This window comes from Arthrobacter sp. FW305-BF8, from assembly GCF_021789315.1.
GTDB lineage: Bacteria > Actinomycetota > Actinomycetes > Actinomycetales > Micrococcaceae > Arthrobacter.
In genome coordinates this window covers 4,688,328-4,713,268 of the sequence record NZ_CP084561.1, presented here as the reverse complement: position 1 = coordinate 4,713,268, position 24,941 = coordinate 4,688,328, and the positions used below count along the sequence as shown (strand labels likewise).

21 protein-coding genes, 1 rRNA gene and 1 pseudogene are annotated in these 24,941 nt (G+C 66.4%); 16 read left to right on the top strand and 7 right to left on the bottom strand.

Features of this window, described 5'->3' with window-relative positions; translation table 11 throughout:
• Window positions 1-130: 130 nt before the first annotated feature.
• Entirely contained in the window at window positions 131-433 is a 303-nt protein-coding gene (locus LFT45_RS21350; RefSeq protein WP_236805700.1) for a hypothetical protein, read from the bottom strand.
• 321 nt (window positions 434-754) lie between these two features.
• Here LFT45_RS21350 and LFT45_RS21345 point away from each other — a divergent pair, with 321 nt between their 5' ends.
• The 4 genes and pseudogenes from LFT45_RS21345 (at window position 755) to LFT45_RS21330 (ending at window position 7,669) form a co-directional block, all read left to right on the top strand.
• Window positions 755-2,203: a DUF3375 family protein gene (locus LFT45_RS21345; protein ID WP_236805699.1), complete on the top strand. Its 1,449-nt coding sequence runs from the start codon at window positions 755-757 to the stop codon at window positions 2,201-2,203.
• A gap of 2 nt (window positions 2,204-2,205) precedes the next feature.
• Window positions 2,206-3,036, top strand: a pseudogene (locus tag LFT45_RS21340) (DUF4194 domain-containing protein); the annotation flags it as partial.
• Window positions 3,037-3,263: 227 nt separating this feature from the next.
• On the top strand, window positions 3,264-6,743 hold the full coding sequence (locus LFT45_RS21335) for an ATP-binding protein (RefSeq protein ID WP_236805697.1): 3,480 nt from the start codon (window positions 3,264-3,266) through the stop codon (window positions 6,741-6,743).
• Window positions 6,744-6,922: 179 nt separating this feature from the next.
• Window positions 6,923-7,669: a hypothetical protein gene (locus tag LFT45_RS21330; protein WP_236805696.1), complete on the top strand. Its 747-nt coding sequence runs from the start codon at window positions 6,923-6,925 to the stop codon at window positions 7,667-7,669.
• An 81-nt stretch (window positions 7,670-7,750) separates the two neighbouring features.
• Here LFT45_RS21330 and LFT45_RS21325 read toward each other — a convergent pair whose 3' ends face one another.
• Window positions 7,751-8,299 (bottom strand): TetR/AcrR family transcriptional regulator, encoded by a 549-nt coding sequence (locus tag LFT45_RS21325; protein WP_236805695.1) that lies wholly within the window; start codon window positions 8,297-8,299, stop codon window positions 7,751-7,753.
• On the bottom strand, window positions 8,296-10,287 hold the full coding sequence (locus LFT45_RS21320; RefSeq protein WP_236805694.1) for an MFS transporter: 1,992 nt from the start codon (window positions 10,285-10,287) through the stop codon (window positions 8,296-8,298). The genes LFT45_RS21325 and LFT45_RS21320 overlap by 4 nt, the downstream gene beginning before the upstream one ends.
• A 208-nt stretch (window positions 10,288-10,495) precedes the next feature.
• On the opposite strand from LFT45_RS21320, the gene LFT45_RS21315 reads away from it, so the two are divergent.
• The 6 genes from LFT45_RS21315 to LFT45_RS21290 all read left to right on the top strand — a co-directional run bounded on the left by LFT45_RS21315 (window position 10,496) and on the right by LFT45_RS21290 (window position 16,845).
• Entirely contained in the window at window positions 10,496-11,611 is a 1,116-nt protein-coding gene (locus LFT45_RS21315; RefSeq protein ID WP_236805693.1) for an iron-siderophore ABC transporter substrate-binding protein, read from the top strand.
• A 24-nt stretch (window positions 11,612-11,635) separates the two neighbouring features.
• Window positions 11,636-12,745: a FecCD family ABC transporter permease gene (locus tag LFT45_RS21310; RefSeq protein ID WP_236805692.1), complete on the top strand. Its 1,110-nt coding sequence runs from the start codon at window positions 11,636-11,638 to the stop codon at window positions 12,743-12,745.
• A gap of 95 nt (window positions 12,746-12,840) precedes the next feature.
• Entirely contained in the window at window positions 12,841-13,863 is a 1,023-nt protein-coding gene (locus LFT45_RS21305; protein ID WP_442863635.1) for a FecCD family ABC transporter permease, read from the top strand.
• Entirely contained in the window at window positions 13,863-14,690 is an 828-nt protein-coding gene (locus tag LFT45_RS21300) for an ABC transporter ATP-binding protein (RefSeq protein WP_236805691.1), read from the top strand. The genes LFT45_RS21305 and LFT45_RS21300 overlap by 1 nt, the downstream gene beginning before the upstream one ends.
• An 80-nt stretch (window positions 14,691-14,770) precedes the next feature.
• Window positions 14,771-15,775: a siderophore-interacting protein gene (locus LFT45_RS21295; RefSeq protein ID WP_236809463.1), complete on the top strand. Its 1,005-nt coding sequence runs from the start codon at window positions 14,771-14,773 to the stop codon at window positions 15,773-15,775.
• A gap of 224 nt (window positions 15,776-15,999) precedes the next feature.
• Window positions 16,000-16,845 carry an SGNH/GDSL hydrolase family protein gene (locus tag LFT45_RS21290; RefSeq protein WP_236805689.1) on the top strand — a complete coding sequence of 282 codons (846 nt, stop codon included), beginning with the start codon at window positions 16,000-16,002 and terminating at the stop codon, window positions 16,843-16,845.
• On the opposite strand, the gene LFT45_RS21285 is transcribed toward LFT45_RS21290, so the two are convergent.
• Window positions 16,842-17,126: a YciI family protein gene (locus LFT45_RS21285; protein ID WP_236805687.1), complete on the bottom strand. Its 285-nt coding sequence runs from the start codon at window positions 17,124-17,126 to the stop codon at window positions 16,842-16,844. The two genes, LFT45_RS21290 and LFT45_RS21285, sit on opposite strands and share 4 nt — an antisense overlap.
• A gap of 95 nt (window positions 17,127-17,221) precedes the next feature.
• Here LFT45_RS21285 and LFT45_RS21280 point away from each other — a divergent pair, with 95 nt between their 5' ends.
• A complete protein-coding gene (locus tag LFT45_RS21280; RefSeq protein WP_236805685.1) occupies window positions 17,222-17,707 on the top strand; it encodes a MarR family winged helix-turn-helix transcriptional regulator in 486 nt (161 codons plus the stop codon).
• Between the two features lie 95 nt (window positions 17,708-17,802).
• The gene (locus LFT45_RS21275; protein ID WP_236805682.1) at window positions 17,803-18,564 is read left to right on the top strand and encodes an SGNH/GDSL hydrolase family protein; all 762 of its coding nucleotides are present in this window, start codon (window positions 17,803-17,805) and stop codon (window positions 18,562-18,564) included.
• A 63-nt stretch (window positions 18,565-18,627) separates the two neighbouring features.
• Here the strand turns inward: LFT45_RS21275 and LFT45_RS21270 are convergent, their stop codons facing one another.
• Genes LFT45_RS21270 through LFT45_RS21260 form a run of 3 tightly spaced genes read right to left on the bottom strand, consistent with a single transcriptional unit; the run spans window position 18,628 to window position 21,381 of the window.
• Window positions 18,628-19,419, bottom strand: coding sequence for an FAD:protein FMN transferase (locus tag LFT45_RS21270; protein WP_236805681.1), 792 nt, complete (start codon window positions 19,417-19,419; stop codon window positions 18,628-18,630).
• 37 nt (window positions 19,420-19,456) lie between these two features.
• On the bottom strand, window positions 19,457-19,918 hold the full coding sequence (locus tag LFT45_RS21265) for an FMN-binding protein (RefSeq protein WP_236805680.1): 462 nt from the start codon (window positions 19,916-19,918) through the stop codon (window positions 19,457-19,459).
• Window positions 19,915-21,381, bottom strand: a complete 1,467-nt coding sequence (locus tag LFT45_RS21260) for a ferredoxin reductase family protein (protein WP_236805676.1) — start codon at window positions 21,379-21,381, stop codon at window positions 19,915-19,917. Before LFT45_RS21260 ends, LFT45_RS21265 begins: the two co-directional genes overlap by 4 nt.
• 453 nt (window positions 21,382-21,834) lie before the next feature.
• Between LFT45_RS21260 and rpmB the strand changes: the two genes are divergently transcribed.
• The 4 genes from rpmB to LFT45_RS21240 all read left to right on the top strand — a co-directional run bounded on the left by rpmB (window position 21,835) and on the right by LFT45_RS21240 (window position 24,718).
• Window positions 21,835-22,071 carry a 50S ribosomal protein L28 gene (gene rpmB / locus LFT45_RS21255; protein WP_003798559.1) on the top strand — a complete coding sequence of 79 codons (237 nt, stop codon included), beginning with the start codon at window positions 21,835-21,837 and terminating at the stop codon, window positions 22,069-22,071.
• Window positions 22,071-22,238 (top strand): 50S ribosomal protein L33, encoded by a 168-nt coding sequence (rpmG, locus tag LFT45_RS21250; protein ID WP_003798558.1) that lies wholly within the window; start codon window positions 22,071-22,073, stop codon window positions 22,236-22,238. The genes rpmB and rpmG overlap by 1 nt, the downstream gene beginning before the upstream one ends.
• A 4-nt stretch (window positions 22,239-22,242) precedes the next feature.
• A complete protein-coding gene (gene rpsN / locus LFT45_RS21245; protein ID WP_003798555.1) occupies window positions 22,243-22,548 on the top strand; it encodes a 30S ribosomal protein S14 in 306 nt (101 codons plus the stop codon).
• A gap of 650 nt (window positions 22,549-23,198) precedes the next feature.
• A 16S ribosomal RNA gene (locus LFT45_RS21240) occupies window positions 23,199-24,718 on the top strand.
• The last annotated feature ends 223 nt before the right edge of the window (window positions 24,719-24,941 follow it).

Genomic DNA, 24,941 nt, shown 5'->3' with positions numbered 1-24,941 from the left:
GCTGTGACCAGCCCTGCTGTCGGGGGCCTGGCGTTCAGTTGCCTGGCTGTCGGTGGCGGAGCTCACGGGGCATCTCCTCTGACCGGATGACCGGCTCAAAGCCCTGGGTCCGCCGCGGGTGGAGAACCCTTCAGCTGTCCCTCAATGCTACCCGCGGGTAGGTTCCGGTGCTAGGGGATGGCTGCCCCTGAAATTCCGCGGGAAACTCGACTCCAGAGGCGTGGTGCACCAGGCTGTCCCAGGCGTGGTTGATCCCGTGGACGGTCCTGAGCAGGGCCGCGGCAATGACCGCCCAGGCCAGCCTCCCCACGCCTACCAGGACGAGGGCGGCGAATGCCGCCACCGCCACGAAGAGGACAAGTGCCAAGGCAACCATCAGCGTTCCGATGAACACCAAGGTGCCTGTCTCCACTGCACTCAAGTCGAACTGCATGCTTCCCCCTGCGCCGTTGCTGCGGATGGATCAGACCAGTAGCTCGAGACTAGGGCCATGGGCGGAGCTTCCTCTAGCGCCTCGGCCATGCTGTGGCCGCGTTGATACGGGATCGAGACAATACTGCGCCGTAGGTCACGGAGTGATTGCGAAAACCTCATGTGTCACACCAGTAACGTTGCGTGGCGGGCACGCGGAGCCGGCTCCGGGGTGTCGGGGAACCGCGGCGCGGGCCGCCCGGGGCTCTGCGTTAACCTTGTAGTTGGCAGTTTTCGGGTTTCCGCTGCCCAGACCATCCCCCAAGCTGCCGAAGGAGAGTGTGTGCCCCGGTCCGCTACGTCCTCCGCTGACGCGATCAGCGCCAGGCTCAGGGACCTTGAGCTCCTCACCAAGGGGCCGGCATGGGCCCTCACCCGTTCCGCCCCGTGGGTGATCGCTGTCCTGCAGGCATCCTTCACCCGCACCCGGCCGCAGCTTCCGCTGGAAGAATTCCATGCCGACGTCGACTCCTTCCTTGAGCAGTTGCGCCGCCATGACCCGGGGCTGGGCGGCCATGCCAATGGGAAGTCCTTCGGCGATGAGTGGACCCGCAAGCAGTTCCTGACGCGACGGAACCAGTCGGGGCAGATCGTGTACGAGGTCACCGAGCCGGCCGCCCGCGTGCTGGCGTTCCTGGACAGCCTCTCCAGCGAAAGGTCCACGCTCAACGGGTCCCGCCTGGGCACGCTGCTGGGCGACGTTGAGAAGCTCGCCAACGAGACCAACCCGGACCAGAGCGCCCGGCTCGAAGCGCTCGAGGAGGAGATCGGGGAGCGGCAGCAGCTGATCGAGGACATCAGCTCCGGTGACTTCGACGGCCTCCTCGACGACGACCAGGCCGTCGAAGCGGCCGGCAACATCCTGGACCTCGCGGCCAGCCTGCCCGCGGACTACAAGAAGATGCGTGACCGGATCGAGGAGCTCGTGGGCGAGCTCCGCAACCAGATCATCGAGGAATCCCTGACCAAGGGCGCCACGATGGCCCAGGTACTTGAGGCGGACAAGCGGCTGCGCCAAAGCCCGGAAGGCAGGACCTTCCGTTCCTTCACGGCCTTCCTCGAGGACCCGCAGCAGCAGCTGCGCTTCCGTTCCGCGATCGGCGAAGTGCTCAGCCGGCAGTTCGCGGACGACCTGTCGCCGGAGGACCGCGAGACCCTGAAAAATTTGGTGGCTGAGCTCCGGCAGCAGCACAGCCAGATCCAGCGCATCTACGGCAAGCTCAGCGAGAGCCTGAACACCTACGTCCAGAGTGACGATTTCCGTCAGTCGGTGCGGCTCCGCAAGGTGCTGCGGGAGGCCGAACAGGCCATCCGGTCCATGCCCTACGAGCGCGAACGGCCTGGCCTGGTCCGGGGTCCGGTGCTGTTCAACGCAGGTTTCGAATCCCTCGCCATGGTCAAGCTTTTCGACCCCGATGAGTTTGCTGCCCCGCCCAGGCTCGCCGACCCCATCGCGTTCAGCGACTCGGACCGGGTCCGCTCGCCCCGGACCGCCAAGGCCAGGCCGGAGGCGATCCGCGCCGCGGCAGCCGGGGCCTCCACCCTCGCCGAGGCGTGGGAGCAGCTGGCGCCGGAGGAACAGCACATCAACTCCATCCGGGCGCTCCTCTCGCACGCACTCCACACCGGTGCCGGCTTTGACCAGCTGGCGTGGGAGGCCCTCGACTTCGAACAGATAGACGGCACCACCCGCAAGGCGTACCTGCCGGTGGTAACGCTCAAGAAGGATTAGCGATGACTGAAGAGATTACGACGGCGGACGCGGCGGCCCAGGTGGCCGAGCCCACCGAAACCCCGCTGGTTGAGCCTGTCGAAACCCCCGGGATTTCGACAAGCTCAATCAACGGCTCTGTCAGCCCCCGCGACACGTTTGTGGACGGCGCCGCACTCTTTCCGGGCGATACTGGCGTGCTTCCGATGAAGGTCCGCCAGGCTCTCGTGAAGCTGCTCAAGGGTCCGTACGTTGACGGCGGCCGGGACGAGAAACTCTGGACAACGCTGCTGGACAACCAACTGGTCCTGCGCAGCCGGCTCTCCGAGCTGTTCCTCACGCTGCAGCTGGACCACGAGAAAAAGATCGCTGTGCTGCGCCCCGTCGACCCCGAAGCGATCGGCGGCAGCGCCCGCTCGAGCATCCTGCGCCAGCAGCGGGCGCTGAGCCGGGTGGAGACTATCGTGCTGCTGCGCCTGCGGCTCCTGCTGGACCGCCACGTCACGGCGCAGACGGACCCCACCATCACGCGGGAAGAAATCGCCGAGCTCGTGGCCCACTACCAGCCGGCAGGCCAGCAGGACGCGCTGCGCGACTCCGACGTAGTGAACCGGGCCATCACCAAACTCCTGGCCCGGCAGCTCCTGCTCGCCACCGGCCTGGATGACGTCTACACCATCTCCAACGCCCTGCCACTGGCCCTCCCTTTCGACAACATAGGTGACATCCCCGCCCAGATCGAAGCCCTGATAGCCGCAACGGCAGACCCCACAGGCACCGAAGCAATGCTGGAACTCGACGCCGACCAGCCCTCAGACGATAACGACGACGCCGATACGAACGACTCTGATGCCGCCGCTCAAGGTGACCTAGGGAAAGACGGAGCAGCCTATGCCGCCCAGGGAGTGGCATCTAAGGAACCGGACGAGGGCCCCGACGCGAGCTTGCGAGTGTTGGGTAGTCCGGGGCCGCTGTCGGAGCCGGACGCTCTGCTGCGTGCAGCAGAGCCGTCCGGCGAAGGGGCGGGGGCGGCATTGCCGTCGACGTCCCCCAAGCCGGCACCTGCTGAGGAGGCAGCCAAGTGAGTATTGCGAGCATGCTTCCGCTGGGCGACGTCGTTAACCCGGGCCAGATGCGCCTCGCCCTGGTGCAGGTGGTCAACTGGGGTACGTTCCATGGCGCCCATACGATGCACGTGGACCGCAACGGCACCCTGCTCACCGGCAACTCCGGCGTGGGCAAGTCGACGCTGTTCGACGCCATGCTGCGGGTGTTCGACGCCCGGCCGCGCTCCAACGAGGCAGCAGCCCAGCGGTCGGGCGCCGTGGAGGACAAGCGGACCACGTTCACGTATATGCGCGGCAAAGTGGGGGACAAGGCCGTCGGCGAGGGCTCGGCCAGTGCGTTCCAGCGCCCCGGTGCCACCTGGTCCGCCGTCGCCCTGACGTTCGACAACGCGGCAGGCACCAAGGTGACGGTGTCGGCGCTGTTTGACCTGCCCAAGAACGGCACAGAGTCGAGCGTTGGCCGGTACTACCTGATCGACAACAGGCCGCTGGACCTCGCCGCCATCGAGGACATCGCGGAGAAGCGCTTCACCAGGGCTGCGCTGGAAAGCATCTTCCCGGACGCCCAGGTCTTTGACGTGCACAAGGCCTTCGCGGAGCGGTTCCGCCGGCTCCTGGGCATTAACTCGGACCAGGCGCTTCCGCTGCTCCGGGTCATCCAGGCCGGCAAGGGCCTGGGCGGCAGCGTGAACACGTTCTTCCGCGACCAGGTGCTGGACGCGCCGGCCACCCTGGCGGCTGCGGACGACGTCGTCGAGGAATTCAGCAACCTCATGTCCATCCGGCAGCGGCTGGAGGACGTCCGGCAGCAGCGCGACCAGCTGGCCCCCGTCCCGGGACTGAACAGGGAGTACGCGCAGTCGCTGCTGGACGCGAACAGGCTGCGTGAACTCGCAGGCGAGGAGTTCGAGTCCTACCGTCAGCAACTTGCTGTTACCGTGCACGAGAAAACGCTCGCCCGCTTCAAGGCCCTCGCCCAGGCGAAGGCCAAGGAGCTCGCAGCGGAACGCGGCGTGCGGGACGGACTCGCCAAGGAGCTCCGGCAGCTGGAGGCGGAGTACAACAACCAGGGCGGCAACGCCATCTCCTCGATCGAGCAGTCCCTGGAGAACGCCCGGGTGGGGCTGAAGCTCCGCCAGCAGATGGAGGAGGCGGCCCGGCAGGCGCTGACGGATGCCGGCCTGGATCTGGAATGGACGGCAGACGGTTGGGAGCAGGCCCACGCACAGGCGGCCACCCGCTCCGCCGAGCTGAAGGATGACTCCGCGGCCCTGCAGGAGCTCCGCTTTGAGGCTTTCGACGCCCACGCGACAAAGAAACGTGAGCTTGCCGCGGCCGAGCAGGAGCTTGTGTCGCTGAAAACGCGCAAGTCCCTGCTGCCGCCGTCGAGCATTGAAAACCGGGCCGCCATTGCCGCGGCCACGGGCATTCCCGAGGAACAGATGCCGTTCGGTGGCGAGCTGATAGACCTTGCCGAGGGCCAGGATCATTGGCGCCCCGCCGCTGAACGTGCCCTGCGGAACCTGGCCACCACGCTGCTTGTTCCCGGCGAGCACTTTGCCGCCGTCACCCGCTACCTGAACGACCACGCCGTCCGAGGCGCCCTGCGCGCGGTGGACGTGTCCAAGCCGCTCGCCGGAGCGGCGCTGGCCGTGGAGGACGTGGCCGACGGCGACCTGCTGACTAAGCTGGATATCCTCACCCCGGGGACAAAGGGCGGGTCCGCCGCACAAGCTAGTGTGTGGATCCGTGAGCGGATCGCCCTCGACTTCGCATACCCGTGCGTGGAGAACCCCGACGAACTGGCGGCCCTGGACAAGGGCCTGAGCCTCGGCGGCGTGGTCAAACGCAACCGGCACACCGTGGAGAAGGACGACCGGTTCACCAGCCGGCAGGACTACGTCCTCGGGTTCGACAATGCCTCCAAGCTGGAGCTCGTGGCCGGACAGGTGGAGGACCTGCGCCAGGAACTGGCCAAGGCGGCACAGCTGGCGCAAAGCCGCGAGGAATCGCACCAGGGCCTGTCCCGGCAGCTCGAGGCGCTGCGCAAAGTGGCCGAGGACAACCGCCCGTGGGAGCAGGTGTCGGCCGCAGTGGCGGCAGACGAGCTTGCCAGGATCGAGCAGCGGCTCAAGGACGCCCTTGCGGCCCAGGCGGACCTTGAACCGCTCCGCGCCAACATCGAGGCGGCGCGCCAGAAGCACCAGTCCAGCACCGAGGCTGCCGCGGTGCTGCAGAGCGAATACAAGGCGCTGGACCAGCAGCTAACCGCCTCCGACTCGCTGCTGGAAGCCGCGCGCCTCCGCCTGAACCAGGCGCCGCCGTCGGACTCCACCTCCGCCGCGCTGGCGCCGTACTTCGCCGAATTCGGCGACGTCACCGAGATGCATGAGCTGGACAACCTGGCCGGCCGGGTGCGCGCCCAGCTGCTCGGCGACCTGCACGGTGCAGAGTCCCGGGCCCAGGCCACGTCGGAGCGGCTCACCCGGATCTTCGAAGGCTTCGTCCGCGACTGGGGCACCGCAATTTCGGCTGACCATGGCACTTCCATCGGCGCCGTCGGTGAGTTCGAGGCCCGCTACCACGCGATCATCAATGACGGATTGCCGGCACAGGAGGCCGAGTTCCGGCAGTTCTTCAACCAGCGCACGCACGAGTCGTTCAGCACGCTGCTCCACCTGCTTGACGAGGAACGCCGGTCCATCACCAGCAGGATCCTGCCGCTGAACGGGATCCTGTCCGAGGTGAATTTCCACGAGGGCAGCTACCTGGAACTCGACATCAAGCAGACCCTGCCGGCCACGGCCAAGCAGTTCAAGGACGCCATCCAGAACGCGCTGAAGACCCGTCACATCCGGCCGGCCAAGGCAGAGGCAGCCAAGGCGGACGCCGGCCACACGGGCCAGAACGACGACGCCGAGCTGACCGCCCGCTACAAGTCCCTGGAGACGCTGGTGAAGCGGCTGGGGTCGCAGACTCCCGAGGACCGGCGCTGGCGGGCTGAGGTGCTGGACGTGCGCGGCCACCTGTTCATCCAGTGCAAGGAGCACCGCGAGGTGGACGCCCCCGGGAAGAAGGGCGGCAAGCGGACGGACGTCTTCATGCACGCCGACACCGGCTCCATGTCCGGCGGTGAACGCCAGCGGTTCACCGCGTTCATCATGGCCGCGGCGCTGAGTTACCAGCTGGGCATCGCCGAGCAGGGCTTCACCACGTACGGCACGGTGATGATGGACGAGGCGTTCGTGCTGGCCTCCGAGGAATTCGCCGGCGCAGGCATCAAGGCGCTGCACGAGTTTGGGTTCCAGCTGCTCCTGGCGGCGCCGGAGAACGTCATCGACCTGTCCCGTCACCTGGGCTCAGTCACAGAGATCCTGCGGGACAGGCGCACCAATCGCTCCGGCGTGCTCACCGCGCCCGTTATCACCCCGAAACCGGGCACAGAAGGCCGATGGCGCTCCGAGGCCAATCCCGTCGATATCGTGCTGCGCTAGTCCATAACGCTTTCGCGCGGTTTATAACAAATCGATGGATTTATTGCGCCGGCCCTAGTGGCGGGGGATTTTGGCGTGCCACTGTGGTGACTCCACCAGTCTTCGCCAAACGCTCCACGGGGTCATGGACACTCCCATGCGGCGGGCAGAGCAGCCCCCGTGAGCTTGACGGCGTCATCATGAAAGGCACCATCATGCGCCCTGCGTTCCGCGCCCCCCTCGCCTCTGTCCTTGCTGCTGCTGCCGCCGCCTTCGCCCTGGCCGGCTGCGGGGCCGTGGTCTCGGCGGCCCCGTCGACGTCGTCCGCGGCAGCTTCCGCACCGGCACCGGCGTCACCGAACCCTTCAGCTTCCGCCGCTGGCGGCGCCGGCGCCGGCGGTGCGGCTACACCGGGGACCACGCCGTCGTCCTCTCCGGCGCCCGCCGAGCTGAAGACGTACACGTTCCCGAACGGCCACGTGTCCTTCAAGTACCCGACCGGCTGGAAGGTTGAGCTCTTCACCGGCGGCGGGTCGCCGTCGGAATCGGCCACGGCCACAGTTGTCGACGCTAGCGGCACCGAGCAGGCAACGGTGTACTCCGGACGGGCCGCCGACGGCGTCTCCCACCCTGTGACCCGCACCGTCTACGAGTCCGTGCCGGTTCCGGGACTCGCGGCGCAGCCCGCGCCGGCTGCCCACTATGCGTTCTACGTGGACCGGATGGACGGCAACGCGACCTACCGGATGCACCTGGCGGCAGGCGCGCCCAAATCGGGGCAGGGATCCGCCCTCGACGGCATCATCCGCGCCGGGGACGGCGTCATCCTGGCTGACGTGAAGTTCATCGAGAACCCCTTCGCCAATGACGCCGCGGCCAAGTCCTGGCTGGCAGGCGCTGAAGGGCAGGCCCTAAAAGCGCTGCTGCTGAGCATCTCGTACAAGTAACCCGAGCCCCGCTGGTTGAGCTATCCGCTGGTTCAACCAGCGGGGTTTCGGCGGGCCCCAGGTTCAACCGGCGTTTTTGCCTTAGGCATGTGCGGCCGTGCAGGCGTCGATCGGCGCCTGCACGATCCCTCCGTAGTAGGCCACCAGCTCGTCAAAGTCCCAGCTGTCGAAGAGTCCCAGGGTTCGCACGGTTTCGCCGAAGCCGGTCATCAGCGCGGTGACAGTCGACGCGTAGCGGCGGTCCGGCGTCGCATCCCCGATCAGCTGTGCGATGCTGCCGACGTAGCGTTCGCGCAACTCGTTCCGCGCCGCTTCGGGATCCGGGGCATCGTGAACATTGATCGGAATAATGGCCCACGGCTCGTGCATGCCGCGTTCCCGCCGCATCAGCACGCGGAAGACCAGGGCGCCACCGAGCTCGGAGGCCGGGACGGACAGCTCGGTGAGCAGCGACTCGTCCGGCTGCACCGCTGCGAAGAGCTTGGCCTTGGAGATAAACAGTTTCATCACCAGGGCCGCGGAAACCCCGGCCTCAGCGGCGATGTCCCTGACCGTCACGGCCCGGTAGCCGCGTTCGCCGAACAGCCGGTCCGCCGCGGTGAGGATGGACTCCTGGCTGGGGCTGCTCATGCGCGCACCGGCTCCCCGCCGATCCCTTCTGCGCTGTTCACTTCAGGGGCGCGTTCAGCGGCTAGGTCCACGATCTCGGACCGGTTGTCGACGGCGAGCTTCCGCGCCACGGCTTGATGAGTCACGGGATGAAGCATAGCCACTATGTAGCGTCCGGCGGCGGGAAGCGGAAGTGTGTACACGCCGTCGTCGTCCGTCCTTGCGGTGTCCACATGCTCCCCGGTGGCGTGCAGCAGTGTGACCACGGCGCCGGTCACGGGCTCGCGGCCGATGGCCGCCCGGCCCCTGATTTCCAGCCGCTCCTGCAGGAGGAAGTTCTGCTTCAGCGTGCGCCCGTCGAAATCGAAGACCTCCGCCATCGGCGCCCAGCCCGCGGCGTTGGCCACCACGAGGTACTTCCCGGCGCCAGGCAGCGCCACCGAATAATTGCCCTCGGTGTCCACGCGGCTCCAGTCCACCGGTTCGCCCTCCATCTGGAGGACGGTGACGACGGCGGGAGTAAGCGGGCGGTGGTCGGGTGCCAGGACGCGCCCCTGCACCACCAGTTCCGCTGCCGCCGGTGCTGCGGGGCGGTGGGTGGTGGTGCACGGGATGAAGACGGTGGCGAGGACGGAGGCGGCGGAGGCCAGCGCGGCCATCCAGAACACATCCCGGAACGCATCGAACGAGGGCAGCCGGGCGGCGCCGAGCGGGATGGTGACCGAGGTCAGAACTGCGGCGACGGCGGCGCTGGAGGTCGACGTGCCAATGGAGCGGACCAGGCTGTTGAGTCCGTTGGCGGAAGCGGTCTCCGTGATCGGGACGGCACCCATGATCAGTGTTGGCATGGCGGCATACGCGATGGCCGTGCCGACGCTCACCACGGTGGAACCAATGATCACCCAGGTGATGGAGTCGTAAAAGAAGACCCGGCCCACGTACCCCACGATCATCACTGCGGCGCCGGCCAAGAGGGCGGACCTGCCGCCGAAGCGCCGGATGATCCCTCCGGACACCGGTGCGAACACCACCATGGCCAGTCCGGACGGCACCATGCAGAGGCCGGCCGTGATGACGTTCAGTTCAAAGCCGTAACCGGTGGCAGCGGGGAGCTGGAGCTGCTGCGTGGTGAGGAGCATGTTGGCGAACATCGCGAAGCCGATCAGCAGCGACGCGAGGTTTGTCATCAGGACAGGCCTCCGCGCCGTGGTGCGAAGATCCACCATGGGCTGGCCCACCCTGAGCTCGTAGGGAATCCAAACGGCCAGCAGCAGTGCCGCTGCGAGGAACAGCAGCAGCACTGGTTCCGAGCCCCAGCCCCAGGCGCCGCCCTTGGAAATGGCCAGCAGCAGTGATCCGAGTGCGGCGGACAGCACCAGTGCGCCCGCGTAGTCGAAGCGGCCGGGAGTGCGGACCTTGGATTCCGGAACCACAAGGACCACTGCCAGCAGCAGCAGCACGCCGGCCCCGGCGGAAACCCAGAAGATCGACGTCCAGCCGAGGCTTTCATAGAGGAGTCCGGCGAGCGGCAGGCCCATGGCGCTGCCGATGCCCAGGGTGGCGCTCATGAGTGCCACCGCGGAGCCCATCTTTTCCTTCGGCAGCTCATCGCGCATGATGCTGATGCCCACCGGGATCAGCGACGCGGAAAACCCTTGCAGGGCGCGGCCGATGATCAGCCACAGGAAGGTCCCGCCCAGGGCGGCCATGACCGAACCGGCCACCATGATGGCCAGGCAGATGACCATCATCTTCCGCTTGCCGTACATGTCGGCGCTGCGGGACACGATCGGGGTGGCGACGGCGCTGGCGAGGAGTGTGGCCGTGACCAGCCAGGATGCGTCGTCGGGCGTGACGGACAGGATCCGTGGAAAGTCGGGCAGCAGGGGCACCACGAGGGTCTGCATGAGTGCGACCAGCGTGCCGCTGAGCGCCAGGACCGTGGTGATGGCGGAGGCGCTGCGGGTTGCTTTCGGGGCAGAGTGTGCTGTGGCAGGGGGTGCTGTCATGTGCGGCGGGCCTTTGAGGGGGAGGGGTGCCCGACTAATGGGTGAACGGGCGTTTACTCCTTCGAGTGAACCATCGTTCACCCTTGGCTGGCAAGGCTGTTTGCGGTTACTCTGGGCACTCGGGCAATTAGGTGACGCAAACCTTTCGTAATCTTCGCAAGGATAGGCTACCCTTACTTAGGTTCGCTTCATTCACCTAAGGAGTTCCGTGACTTCCCCCCTCTTCCGCGGCCGCTCGGCTGCCGCTGGCACCACGCGCCGCTCACTGCTCAAGACCGCCGGCAAGGCCACCGCCGTCCTCGCCGCCGCGGCACTTTCCCTCACCGCATGTTCCACCGGGCCCGCCTCTTCCTCCGCTTCGGAAGCCAGCGCCACTTCATCCGCCGGTGCGCAGTTCCCCGTGACCATCAAGCACGTCTTCGGCCAAACCACCATCAAGGAGCAGCCCAAGCGGGTCGTCACGGTCTCCTGGGTCAACGACGACGTTGCCATTGCGCTGGGCGTGGTTCCGGTGGGCGTGCCCAAGAACGAATGGGGCGGCAATGACAAGGGCTCGACGCCGTGGAAGGACGCCGCGCTGGAGAAGCTCGGCGCGGGCTTCGGTTCGGACAAGGCGCCGGTCCAGTTCTCCGAGGCTGACGGCATCAACTTCACTGAGATCGCCAAGCTCAACCCTGACGTCATTTTGGGTGCCTACTCCGGCCTGACGGAGGAGGACTACAAGAAGCTCACGGAAATTGCGCCCGTTGTTGCGCATCCCGAGCTGGCCTACGGCACGTCCTGGCAGGACTCCACGAGCATCATCGGCAAGGCGCTGGGCAAGGAGGCCGAAGCCACGAAGCTGATCGCCGACACCGAGGCCACCGTCAAGGACAAGGTCTCCGCCTACCCGCAGCTCGCTGGCAAGAGCTTCATCTACGGAAACCTCGAGCCGGCCAAAAGCGACGGCGTGAACGTGTACACCGCCAACGACAACCGCCCGCGCTTCCTCAGCGAGATCGGCATGAAGCTCGCCCCCGTGGTGGAGGAGAATTCGAAGGACTCCAAGGAATTCTTCATCCCGTGGTCCGCAGAGAAGGCCAACGAGCTCGATTCCGACATCTTCGTGACCTGGGTCCCGGACGCCAAGACCACGGAGTCCATCAAGGCTGACCCGCTGCTGGGCCAGATCCCGGCCATCAAGAACGGCGCCATGGTCGCGGACTCGGACAACACGCTCACCCTGTCCATCTCGGCCTCCTCGCCGCTGAGCCTGCCGTGGTCGCTGGACAAGTTCCTGCCGCAGCTGGCCAAGGCCGCCGACAAAGCTACTGCCGCGGTCTGAGCCGCGGGTTAGCAGGCAACTCCCATGACACCGAGCACGACGACGGGCCCCGCCGCCCAGCGCGAACGTACACTTGTGGCCCCTGTGGCCGCGGCTGAGGGGCCACAAGTGTACGTTCGCGCCCAGCCGGCGCGCAGGGTCTCCGGGCCGCGCGCCGCCTGGCTGCTGGCCGCCGTCGTCGTGCTCGTTGTTGTCTGCGGCGCCTCACTTGCCGTGGGCGCCCGTGGGCTGGCCCTCGAAACCGTGTGGCAGGCACTGACCCGGTTCAACCCGGCAGACGGCGACCATGCCGTGGTGCATGCCCGGATCCCGCGGACCGTCTTGGGCCTGCTCGCCGGTGCGGCGCTAGGCCTGGCGGGCGCGGCCATGCAGGGCGTGGCCCGGAACCCGCTGGCGGACCCGGGCATCATCGGCGTCAACGCCGGCGCCGCGCTGGCCGTGGTCACCGGAATCTACGTCTTCGGCATCTCCTCACTGACCGGCTACATCTGGTTCGCATTCATCGGCGCTGCTGCTGCCGCCGTCGTCGTTTACCTCATCGCCTCCATGGGCCGGGACGGCGCGACGCCGGTCAAGCTCGCCCTGGCGGGCGCCGCCCTGAGCGCGGGGTTGTTCTCACTGATGAACGTCATCCTGGTCTCCAGCCAGGACACCCTTGACCGCTTCCGGTTCTGGCAGGTGGGCGGCATTGCCGGCCGCGACTGGTCCGTGGTGCTGCCCGGGCTGCCGTTCCTCATCGCAGGGGCACTGATCGTGCTGCTGACAGGACGGGTCCTCAACAGTCTCGCGCTGGGCGACGACGTCGCCCGCGGCCTGGGCCAGAACGTCGGCCTGGCCCGGGCCATCACCGCGCTGGGCATCGTCCTGCTGTGCGGGTCGGCCACGGCGCTCGCCGGCCCCATCGGGTTCGTGGGCCTCGTTGTCCCGCACGCCGTCCGCTCCCTGACCGGCCCCGACTACCGCTGGATCCTGCCGTTCTCCGCCGTGCTCGCACCCGTGCTGCTGCTGGTGTCAGACATCGTGGGCCGCGTAGTCCTGCTACCCGGCGAGGTCCCGGCCGGCATCATGACCGCGCTGATCGGGGCGCCGGTCTTCGTCTGGCTGGTCCGCCGCGGCAAGGGGGCAGGCCTGTGACTCCGCACCAGCTGCGCGAACGGGCAGCTAACGCCCTCAAAACCCCCGAAACAGGGCATTATCTGCCCGTTCGCGCGTCGACCAGGGCGCTCTTCCTGAACCGAACGGCGGTACTGGCCGCCAGCGTCGTGCTTCTCCTGGCCGCAAGCATCCTGCTGGGCAGCTATACCGTGACCATCCCGGATTTCTTCAAGATCCTCGCCGCCCACTTCACCGGCGGCGAGAAGATCCCCGGCGCCAGCTTCATCGTGATGGAGGCCAAGCTGCCGCGGGCGGTCATCGGCACGCTGATCGGGGTGGCCTTCGGGCTCTCGGGCGCGCTGTTCCAGACCATGCTCCGCAACCCGCTGGCCAGCCCCGACGTGATCGGGATCAGCTACGGTGCCAGCGCGGCAGCGGTGCTGGCCATCGTGGTGTTCGGCGCCTCCGGTGCGGCCGTGTCCGGTGCTGCCCTCGGCGGCGCCATGGCGGTGGCAGCCCTGATCTACGGCATTTCCCGCAGCGGGTCCCTGGGGCTCGGCGGCGGCACCCGCGGGAACGCCGCCGGCAACCGCCTCGTCCTTGCCGGCGTCGGCATCGCTGCCGCGCTGCACGCAATGGTCAGCTTCCTCATGACCCGGGCCGACATCCGCACCGCCGCGGAGGCCCTGATCTGGATCAACGGCTCGCTCAACTCCGCCAGCTGGGACCGTGCGGGAGTGCTGGCCCTGACGCTGATGGTCCTGGTCCCCGTCGCCGCACTGCTGGCCGGACCGCTGCGCATCCTCGAACTGGGGGACGACGCCGCCGCGGGACTCGGTGTGCGCGTGGCCGCCACCCGGCTGGGTCTGGTGTTCACCGCCGTCGCGCTGGCCGCAGCGGCGACGGCGGCAGCCGGACCGGTGGCGTTCGTCGCCTTTCTGGCCGGCCCCATTGCGCGCCGCTTCACCGGCCGCTCCAGCCTCCCGGCGTCGGCCCTGGTGGGCGCCCTGATCGTCCTCGCGGCGGACTACTTCGCCGCCAATGTCGCGCCGCTGCTGCTGGACGGCACCGTCCTGCCGGTCGGCGTCGTCACCGGCGCACTCGGCGCCCCATTCCTGCTGTGGCTCCTGGTCACATCCAACCGAAAGGATGCCTGATGGCTGTTCTGCAAGCCCGGGACCTCACGCTGCAGTACGACCAGCGCCGGGTCGTGGAAAACCTCACGGCGGAGATCCCCGAGGGCAGGGTGACCATGATCGTGGGCGCCAACGCCTGCGGAAAATCCACGCTGCTGCGCGGCCTGTCCCGGCTCCTGAAGCCTGCCGGCGGCACGGTCACCCTCGACGGCAGGGACATCCACTCCCGCCCGGCGCGCGAGCTGGCCCGCACCCTCGGCCTGCTGCCCCAGCACCCGACGGCGCCGGACGGCATTACCGTCCGTGACCTGGTGGGCCGCGGGCGGTATCCGCACCAGGGCTTCTTCCGCAGCTGGTCGGAGAAGGACGACGCCGCCGTGCAGCGTGCGCTGGAAGCCACCGAAACGCTGGAGCTCGCCGGGCGGAACGTCGACGAACTCTCCGGCGGTCAGCGCCAGCGGGTGTGGATCGCGATGGCGCTCGCCCAGGAAACGGACGTGCTGCTGCTCGACGAGCCCACCACCTACCTGGACCTGGCACACCAGGTTGAAGTGCTGGATCTGGTCACCGACCTGAACCGGCAGCGCGGCACCACGGTGGCGATCGTCCTGCATGACCTCAATCTCGCCGCGCGGTACGCCGACCATGTCATCGCCCTGAAAGCCGGCCGGATCGTGGCTGAGGGCGCATCGTCCACCGTAATTACCGAGGACCTGGTCCGAAGCGTCTTCGGGCTGGAGTCCCGGGTGGTGCCGGATCCGGTGTCCGGCACGCCGCTGATCATCCCGCTCGGCAGGCACCACGCTGACCCAAAAGTTTCAACCACGACCCTGGAGATGGCCTCATGAGCGCAGTACAGTCCGGTGCAGTACAAAACAGCACTGCCCGCACCTCCATCACGGACCGTCCCGGCTTCGCCACCGAGCCGATGACCCTGGCGTTCGATGTCACCGTCTCGGCAGTGCAGGAGCTCAGCCCGAATTTCCGGCGCGTGACGTTCGGTGGCTATTCCCTGCGCGACTTCGGCGTCCACGGCGACAGCCTGGACCTGCGCGTTAAGCTTATGATCCCGTCCCTGGCGCCGGCCGGCGGCCGGCTTCCGCTGCCGAAGTTCCGGATGGAGGAGAGCGGCTGGTACCAGGAGTGGCTGGCCATGGATCCCGCCACCCGTGGCTCCATGCGTACCTACACCGTCCGGCAGGCCCGGCTGGACGCCGTCTACCCGGAGATCGACGTCGACTTCGTGATGCATTTCGATGCCGACGGGCACGGCGGTCCCGCGGCGAACTGGGCGCTGACGGCCGCGCCGGGCGACGCCATCACCCTGATCGGTCCGAACAATCGGGCGGCGCACTGCGTTACCGCGGAAACGTACTCGGGCATCGAATGGCGGCCCGGCCTGGCCGGTCGGGTGCTCCTGGCCGGTGACGAGACGGCTGTCCCCGCGATCAGCGCCATTCTCGAAAGCCTGCCCGAGTACATGACCGGGCATGCCTTCCTGGAAGTGCCGGAGGCGGGCGACTTCCTCGACCTGGAGACAGCGGCCGACGTCGAAATCACCTGGCTGGCACGCGGCGCCGCGATCGGCAGGTCCCGGCCGCACGGCGAGCTCCTTCAGGAAGCGGTGCGGGCGGCGGTCCCCGTGCCGGGCTGGGTGGGCATCAAGTCCGCGGACGCCGCTGGCCCGGAGCCCGACGACGTGAACGTGGACCAGGAGATCTTGTGGGAAACCCCGGCCCGGCTGGATGCCGCCGCGGTCAGCACCACGAAGAACCCCGACAAGCCCGCCGGCGCCCTGCCGTTCTACGCGTGGATCGCAGGGGAGGCGGGGGTCATCAAGGACATGCGGCGCTACCTGGTCCGCGACGTCGGGATCGACCGGAAGCAGGTGGCGTTCATGGGGTACTGGCGGCAGGGCAAGGCCGAACTCTAGGCCCTTGCCAACTGGCGGGCCGGACGTCAGCCGTCCTCTGCGTGCTCGCTCGTTCCTCGCTTAGACGCACGCTGCAGGATGCCTGCCGCCCGCCCTCCTCGACGCTTCCTCAGGTTTCGTCGCTTAACCCCCGACGCGTCCTCAGGTTAAGCACCCGGGTTAGGAGTCGTCGTCGTTCATCTGCGGTTTCCCTGGGTGTTGCTCCTGGTGTGTACCTTGTCCGGGTGGCTGTCTCTCCTTTGCTTCCGGACCGGGGCAGGCCGCGGTTGTTCGTTGCCTTGGGGGACTCGTTCACCGAGGGTGTGGGCGACCGGAGTTCCAGGCTGCCGAACGGGGTGCGTGGCTGGGCTGACCGTGTGGCGGAGAAGCTGGCCAAGGCAGAACCCGGCTGGCATTACGCCAACCTGGCCATCAGGAGCAAGCGGCTGCGCCACATCGTGGATGAGCAGCTGGAGCAGGCACTGGCCATGGAGCCCACGCTCATCACTCTCTACGCCGGCGGCAACGACATTATGGACATCGGCACCGACATGGACCACCTCCTCGCGCAGTACGAGGAACTGGTGGCCCGGCTGGCGGCCACCGGCGCCACCCTGGTCCTGTTCACGGGGTTCGACGTCAAGGTGTCCCCGTTGCTCGAACCGCTGAAGAAGCGCAACACCTTGTACAACCGGCGGGTCCGGGAGATCGCCGCCAAGCACGGGGCTGTCCTCGTGGACTACTGGTGCTTCGAAGCCTTCCACGACCCCAGGATGTGGGACACCGACCGGCTGCACATGTCCAAGGCCGGGCACAAGTACCTCGCGGCCCAGGTCCTGGACCACCTGGGGGTTCCGCACAAGATCAGCCTCAAGGAGTGGGGACCGCCGGCCAGGATGAGCCTCCGCGATTGGGAGCGGCGGCAGCGGCGCTGGGTTAATGACTGGGTGCTGCCGCTGTTTGGCCGCAAGCTCCGGGGCGTCACACTGGGCGACAGCCTCAGCCCCCGGTGGCCGCAGCCGGTGAAGGTTCCGCGGAAGGGCGGCCTGAAAAAGCTGATGGAGGCGGACGGCCGCGGACGGGCAGGCTAGTCCAGCAGGTTCTCGAACCCCGGCGCAGTGCGGTTTGCGGCGAACTCAATGACGTCGAAGTCGGCAACGCCGTGCACGCTGAACGGATCCTTGGCCAGGGACTCGTCGAGTGTCAGCCGGTCCGACCGGGAGAGCAGCACGCCGCCCGTGCGCGGAACCTTGCGGCCGGCGGCGATGAAGACGCCTTCATCGAAGGCATCCTTCAGCCAGTCCACGTGGGCATCCAGGTGCTGGTCCACAATCTCTTGGGCAACTTTGTAGGTCAGGGAAACTACGTACATGACGGCCAGCCTACCGCCAGAGCCTTGGCCGCCCGGGGAGCCGCCCCCGGAACCGGCCTTGAACCGTCAAGCGTCAGTTCTCCTAGGATGGAGTAATGACCGAACCGCGCTGGCTCAACGCCAATGAACGCCGGGCATGGCTAGCTCTGCTGAGCATCAACACCATGCTGCCCGCGTCGCTCGATACCCAGCTGCACGCCGCAGGCAAGGTGTCGCTATTTGACTACAACGTGCTGGCGATGCTCTCCGAGGCCGACGGGCACTTCCTGCCGATGAGCGAGCTGGCGGCGCGGACCAGCGCATCCCTGTCCCGGCTCTCCCATGTGGTCACCAAACTCCAGAACCGCGGCTGGGTGGAACGCCGGCCGCATCCCGGCGATGCCCGCGTCACCACGGCACACCTCACGGACGAGGGCATGTCCACCATCGTGGAACTGGCGCCGGGCCACGTCGAATCAGTGCGCTCGCTGTTCCTCGACGCCCTGACTGAACGTGATGTTGCGGACCTCGCCCGCATCGGCGAAAAGATTGTGGCCCGGCTGGACAGCAATCACTGGATCCTCCGCGAGCGGGAGCAGTAGCAGCACCCGGCCAGTCGCCGGCGGCAGCTCCCTGCGAGCAGGACAGCACGGACCCGCCTTGGTTGCTCCCGGCAACGGGTGGCAGACTTGCTCCCATGGATTTCACGGCCCGCTACGTTGCCCTCGGAGACTCCTTCACGGAGGGCGTCGGCGATGACGACCCGGCGCGGCCCAACGGGGTCCGCGGCTGGGCTGACCGGGTGGCGGAGCAACTGGCCGCGGCCGACCCCGGCTTCGGCTACGCCAACCTCGCCATCCGCGGCCGCAAGCTGCGGCAGATCCTGGCCGAGCAGGTGGACGCCGCCGTCGCGCTCAATCCCACCCTAGTGACGCTCTACGCAGGTGCCAACGACATTCTCCGGCCCAAGATCGACATTGACGACCTGCTCGTGGACTACGAGAAAGCCGTCGGGAAGCTCGCAGCCACCGGCGCCACCGTGGTGCTGTTCACGGGCTTCGACGCGCGGGGCTCGAAAGTTTTCGGCACCATGCGGGGGCGTACAGCCATCTACAACGAACTCGTGCGCGGCATCGCCGGGGACCACGGCGCCCTGCTGGTGGACTACTGGCGCTTCAACGAGTACTACGACTGGGGCATGTGGGCCAAGGACCGGATGCACATGTCCGCCGCCGGCCACGCAAACATGGCCAAGCGTGTCCTGACGGTCCTCGAACACGAGCACTCCATTGAGATTCCGCCGATGACTCCGGTCCCGGCGCTCAGCCAGGCGGAGGCGCTGAGGGCTAACGCCCGCTGGGTCCGGGAATTCGCCGCACCGTGGGTGGTCCGGCGGGTCACGGGTAAGTCCTCTGGTGACAACCTGCAGCCCAGGTACGCCCAGCTCACCCGGCTCTAGGCCAGTTCTGAACCGGCGGCCTGCCGCCGCCCGCACCCGGTTCGGTCCGGGTTCGAGCCGAAACTACCGCCGGAACCCGCCCGTCGCCAGCAGCTCGCCATTTGCGCGGACGGCCAGCGCCTCGATGTCCCACATGGCGGTGGCGCGGTTGAGCATGGGGACCCCGCCCGCCACGATCGCGGTTGCCAGCACATCGGCCGTGACCACGTCCGCTGCGGCGACCGAAACCTGCCGGAATTCCGCGACCCCGGCCGTGGCACCCCAGATGTGGTCCCCGCGCTCAGCGGAACCGGAGGTGGCCAGCGCCGCCCAGGTCCCGCCGTCGGCCGTCTTTTCACCCGGCGGAAGCGAACCCAGCGCGGCCCCGCCCAGCGGGAAACCGGCCAGCAGGGTCCTCCGGTCCGCAGGGTCAACGATCCCCGCCCGCCAAGGCACGTCGGTACCAGGATTGGGAGAGCCGCTGACCAGCACGTCCCCGCCGGCGTTCAGGCACCAGTCGGCCATTCCGAGCGCCATCAGGGACATGCCGGCTTCCCTGATGGCGTGCCCCTTGACGATGCCGGAGAGGTCCAGCGCCCCGTCCGGACGTTCCGGCGTGAACGCCCCCTCGGTGAGGATCCTCCACTCGGCCGCCTCCTCGTACCGCGCCCGCATGTCTCCTGACGCCTCCGGCAGAGCGAGTTCGCCGCGCACCAGCCGGCTCGCCTCCGAATCGGTGCGGTAGAGGCTGAAGATACCGTCCAGTTCAGTGAAAAGGCGTTCGACGACGGCGGTCGCCGCTTCCAGCTCACCCGCCGCAGCCTGGGGTGCTTTGTGCGTGTACGAGGGGACGGTCAGGCTGATGACAGTTCCCATGCAGGTGAAGGTTCGGGCCCGGAGTCGGTGCGCAGCCTCAGAGGTTTGCTGCATCGAGGGCCGCCTGGAGGGACGTGAGGTAAGCGTCGCTGGTCACGGTGGCGCCGCCCACGGTCTGCACGTCGGCGGACTGTGCCTGCAGCACTTCGCTGCGAAGAATCGGGGCGGCATAATTGCTGATCTGCACGGACCGGCCCTCGGCGTCGGTGAGTTTCAGGGCCGCGACGTCGGTGATCTGCCCGGACTTCACGGTAACCTGCACCTGCACGGTACCGAAGCGGGTCTGGACCACATCGCCGTCGTACGTGCCGCCGGCCTTGGCCGCCGCGCCGGCGGCGCCGGACGCGCCGGATGCGCCCGCCGTTCCCGCCGCCTGACCTCCCGTCGCTGCGGCAGCAAGCGTCGTGCGCGTGTCGGCCACGTGGACGCCTGACTGCCAGCCGGCCAGGAGGATGCCGGCCGAAGCCAAGGCTGCTGAAACTGCTGCTCTGATTCTCACCAGTCGAACCTTTCGTGATGGAGCTGATCTTCATGGACGCCGGCCGCGCGGGCGGCGTCCAGGACGTTGCCTGCCCACCGCGAGGGCCCGCATACATAGACGTCGGCGTGGGCGATATCGGGGACATAGTCCGCCATGGCATACCCGGCCCGGTGTTCGGCCGCCGGAAGCCAGCTGTCAGGTGAGCCGGGGTCCCGTCCGCCGGTCAGGTGGAACAGGGTGGCGCCGCGCTGCCGGCACAGTTCGAGGATTTCCTCGCCCAGGTAGAGCTCCTGGTTGCTGTGCCCGCGGAGCAGGACCGTGGCCTGGCCGGGGGTGAAAGGGGTGGTCTCCAGGAGGGCCCGCAGCGGCGTAATACCGATGCCTGCGCCGATCATGACCACATGGTCCTTGCTGCGTGCGGCGGAGCTGAAGAGTCCGTAGGGCCCTTCGACCGCGACCTTCGTTCCGCGCCGCAGCCTCAGCAGTTGCGCGGAGCCCCGGCCCAGATCACGAACCGTGATCCGCAGCCGCCCATGCCCATCAGGTCCTGTCCGCACCGGCTCCGCAGACAGGCTGAACGGATGCGGATGCCACCACAGCCCCGGGGCGAGGAAGCGCCAGATGAAGAACCGGCCGCCGTTGCCGGACAGCGAGTTGAGCTGCAGGCCGCTCATTTCGATGTTGACCACCCCGGGGGCCACGGAGGTGACGCGCTCAACCGTGAGCTGGTGCCTGAAGGTTGCCCGTACAGGCTGGATGATCCGGCAGTACAGCAGGGCGGCCCCGGTGGCGATGCAGATGGCCAGCCAGTACCAGCGCTGCCAGGTGCCGACGGCAAACAGGCCGCCCACGCTGAACTGGTGCGGCAGCGAGGTGAGCACGGCAGCATAGGTGAGCAGGTGCACGACGTACCAGAATTCGTAGGGAAACCGCCGGCGGACCGCCACCAGGGACGTGACAACAACCGCGATGAAGAGGGCCAGGGAGATGAAGGCGAGCCACATGTCGGGCACCAGCACCCAGAGCGCCACGGCTTCGCTGACCGGGTCGAGACCTTCGGCCATGCCGTAGCCCACCGCGATGAGGAGGCCGTGGGCCAGCAGCAGGTACAGCGAGGGTTTGCCCAGCTTCCGGTGAAACTCCAGCGCCCGGTCGTGCCCCACCGCTCCGTCAATGAAGGGAATCCTTGCGGCCAGCAGCAGCATGAGCAGCACCAGGTCCATTCCGGCAAGGCCGGCAGCAATGCCCAGCGCCGTGGCCATGCCCGCCGGCGAGGAAACAGCCGTCAGGCCGCCGTCGGCAAGCCAGAGTGCAACCGAAGCGGCCAACGAGGACCAGGCCGTCACCGTCAGGACATCGGCGCGGAGGAGCCTGCGCCGGTGCTGGCCGGCGAAACGGCCAGCCTCCGGAACCGGAGCAGGCCCCTGGGCGGGGCGCATCTGCGCGCCGGTCCCGGGGGAGGGCAGGAGCTGTGTGTTCATGGCTCAAGATTCCGCCCCGATCCTTTGGCTTTGCTGTGAAGAGCCTTCTTTCCGGATATGTCTTGGAGAAGGTCCTGCCGACGGGCCGCTTTATACACCCGTTCACCCCCGGATTGGTCTTTAATTCGGGTGTCTCGTAGACTTGGTTGGCGCTAGGTGGCGCGGAGCGTGTGCAATTGCTCCGGTTTGCGGTGGCTGTTGGCAGTATTCACAGTCCTGGAGGCCGGTAGTTAGGGGCTCAAGTTGCGTGCATTCCTGTATTCGCCCAGTATCCCGGCACTTCGCAGTGGCTTCCTCTGCCAGGTGTTCGTGGCTCATCGTATTCCGCCGCAGTAAGCCCGGTTCTCCGGTGTTGAAACGTTCGGACGCGTGAGGCTGGACGCGGACGCCGCCTGCCGCACGGTGAAGCAGAACTCTGCCAGCCGTTTCATTCATTTTCAGAGGAGAGTCGTCATGGCAGCACACTGCCAGGTGACCGGAGCCGAGCCGGGCTTTGGACACAGCATTTCGCACTCGCACCGCCGCAACAAGCGTCGGTTCGACCCGAACATTCAGAAGAAGCGCTACTGGGTTCCGTCCCTGCGCCGTAATGTCACTCTGCAGGTCTCTGCAAAGGGCATCAAGACCATCGACGTACGCGGCATCGACGTTGTCGTCGCCGACATCCTGGCGCGAGGAGTGAAGCTCTAGTGGCAAAGGACAAGGACGTACGTCCGATCATCAAGCTCAAGTCGACCGCGGGCACGGGTTACACCTACGTAACCCGTAAGAACCGTCGTAACGATCCGGACCGTCTGGTCCTGAAGAAGTACGACCCCAAGATCCGCCAGCACGTCGAATTCCGAGAGGAGCGCTAAACACATGGCTAAGAAGTCCAAGATTGCTCGCAACGAGCAGCGCAAGGTCATCGTTGAGCGTTACGCTGCAAAGCGCCTCGAGCTGAAGAAGACCCTGGTTGACCCGAACGCGACTGACGAAGCACGCGAAGCTGCACGCCTCGGCCTGCAGAAGCTGCCCCGCAACGCCTCCCCGATCCGTCTGCGTAACCGCGACATCATCGACGGCCGTCCGCGCGGAACCTTCCAGAAGTTCGGTATCTCCCGTGTCCGCTTCCGCGACATGGCTCACCGCGGTGAGCTCCCGGGCATCACCAAGTCTTCCTGGTAATTCAGCACTGCTGATTCCAGCTGCTTGAGGAGGGCCGGCAACCACATGGTTGCCGGCCCTCCTTTGCGTTAACCGCACTCGTTTGCGGGGTCGGGTTGGTGGGTGACGCACCCCATAGAACGGAATTACGACGGCGGAGGCTCACCAGAGTGCCCTCGCGCACCGTTCCGCGGCGGAAACGCGGGGATCCCAGGTTCTTGGGAGGCCGGTTTGCGGTGCCGCGGCAGCGGGTGTATTGTTTTCTAAGTCGCCGCGAGGGAGACAGCGAAGAGCTGGTAACCGCGGGCGGCCAAATCCCCGAAATCAAGACCATGATCTGGTGACTTTTAGGTTGCTTGGGTGTGGTGGGGCTGGTTTTCCTGCCGATGAGGATCCTGAAACACGGATTTGCGTCGGGGAGTGGAACCGGGTAAGTTTGAAAAGTTGCTCCGGAGCGATCCTGAACGTTGGTTTGGGTGGTGCCGGGTGTGTCTGTTGTTTGAGAACTCAATAGTGTGCCAAGTTTGTTGATACCGATTTTTTATGAATTGGTTGATTGTGCCGGACTGTGCCACCCCCGTGGTGTGGTCTGGTGTTTTTAGCTGGTTTCAAATTTTGTGCAGCCTGGTTTCCGCGTTATTTCCGTGGTTCCTGGTTGTGTCTGTTTTACTTCAACGGAGAGTTTGATCCTGGCTCAGGATGAACGCTGGCGGCGTGCTTAACACATGCAAGTCGAACGATGATCCGGTGCTTGCACCGGGGATTAGTGGCGAACGGGTGAGTAACACGTGAGTAACCTGCCCTTGACTCTGGGATAAGCCTGGAAACTGGGTCTAATACCGGATATGACTCCTCATCGCATGGTGGGGGTGGAAAGCTTTGCGGTTTTGGATGGACTCGCGGCCTATCAGCTTGTTGGTGAGGTAATGGCTCACCAAGGCGACGACGGGTAGCCGGCCTGAGAGGGTGACCGGCCACACTGGGACTGAGACACGGCCCAGACTCCTACGGGAGGCAGCAGTGGGGAATATTGCACAATGGGCGAAAGCCTGATGCAGCGACGCCGCGTGAGGGATGACGGCCTTCGGGTTGTAAACCTCTTTCAGTAGGGAAGAAGCGAAAGTGACGGTACCTGCAGAAGAAGCGCCGGCTAACTACGTGCCAGCAGCCGCGGTAATACGTAGGGCGCAAGCGTTATCCGGAATTATTGGGCGTAAAGAGCTCGTAGGCGGTTTGTCGCGTCTGCCGTGAAAGTCCGGGGCTCAACTCCGGATCTGCGGTGGGTACGGGCAGACTAGAGTGATGTAGGGGAGACTGGAATTCCTGGTGTAGCGGTGAAATGCGCAGATATCAGGAGGAACACCGATGGCGAAGGCAGGTCTCTGGGCATTAACTGACGCTGAGGAGCGAAAGCATGGGGAGCGAACAGGATTAGATACCCTGGTAGTCCATGCCGTAAACGTTGGGCACTAGGTGTGGGGGACATTCCACGTTTTCCGCGCCGTAGCTAACGCATTAAGTGCCCCGCCTGGGGAGTACGGCCGCAAGGCTAAAACTCAAAGGAATTGACGGGGGCCCGCACAAGCGGCGGAGCATGCGGATTAATTCGATGCAACGCGAAGAACCTTACCAAGGCTTGACATGGACCGGATCGCCGCAGAAATGTGGTTTCTCCTTTGGGGCCGGTTCACAGGTGGTGCATGGTTGTCGTCAGCTCGTGTCGTGAGATGTTGGTTAAGTCCCGCAACGAGCGCAACCCTCGTTCCATGTTGCCAGCACGTAGTGGTGGGGACTCATGGGAGACTGCCGGGGTCAACTCGGAGGAAGGTGGGGACGACGTCAAATCATCATGCCCCTTATGTCTTGGGCTTCACGCATGCTACAATGGCCGGTACAAAGGGTTGCGATACTGTGAGGTGGAGCTAATCCCAAAAGCCGGTCTCAGTTCGGATTGGGGTCTGCAACTCGACCCCATGAAGTCGGAGTCGCTAGTAATCGCAGATCAGCAACGCTGCGGTGAATACGTTCCCGGGCCTTGTACACACCGCCCGTCAAGTCACGAAAGTTGGTAACACCCGAAGCCGGTGGCCTAACCCCTTGTGGGAGGGAGCCGTCGAAGGTGGGACTGGCGATTGGGACTAAGTCGTAACAAGGTAGCCGTACCGGAAGGTGCGGCTGGATCACCTCCTTTCTAAGGAGCACCTACAGGCCCACGGCCGCGTGTATGCGGGTGTGTGTGGTTTGTCAGGAGTAAAGGCCCGCTGCGCAGGCGATCGTTCTGCGGCGGGTGCTCATGGGTGGAATATCAACAAATAGCGGCCGCGTGGTTTTGTCCTGTGTCTAGTACGGACGGGTTCCCTTTCGGGGGTGGCTGTCCTGGAACGGTGCGGGGCGGGGTTCATGCGGTTTAGTGT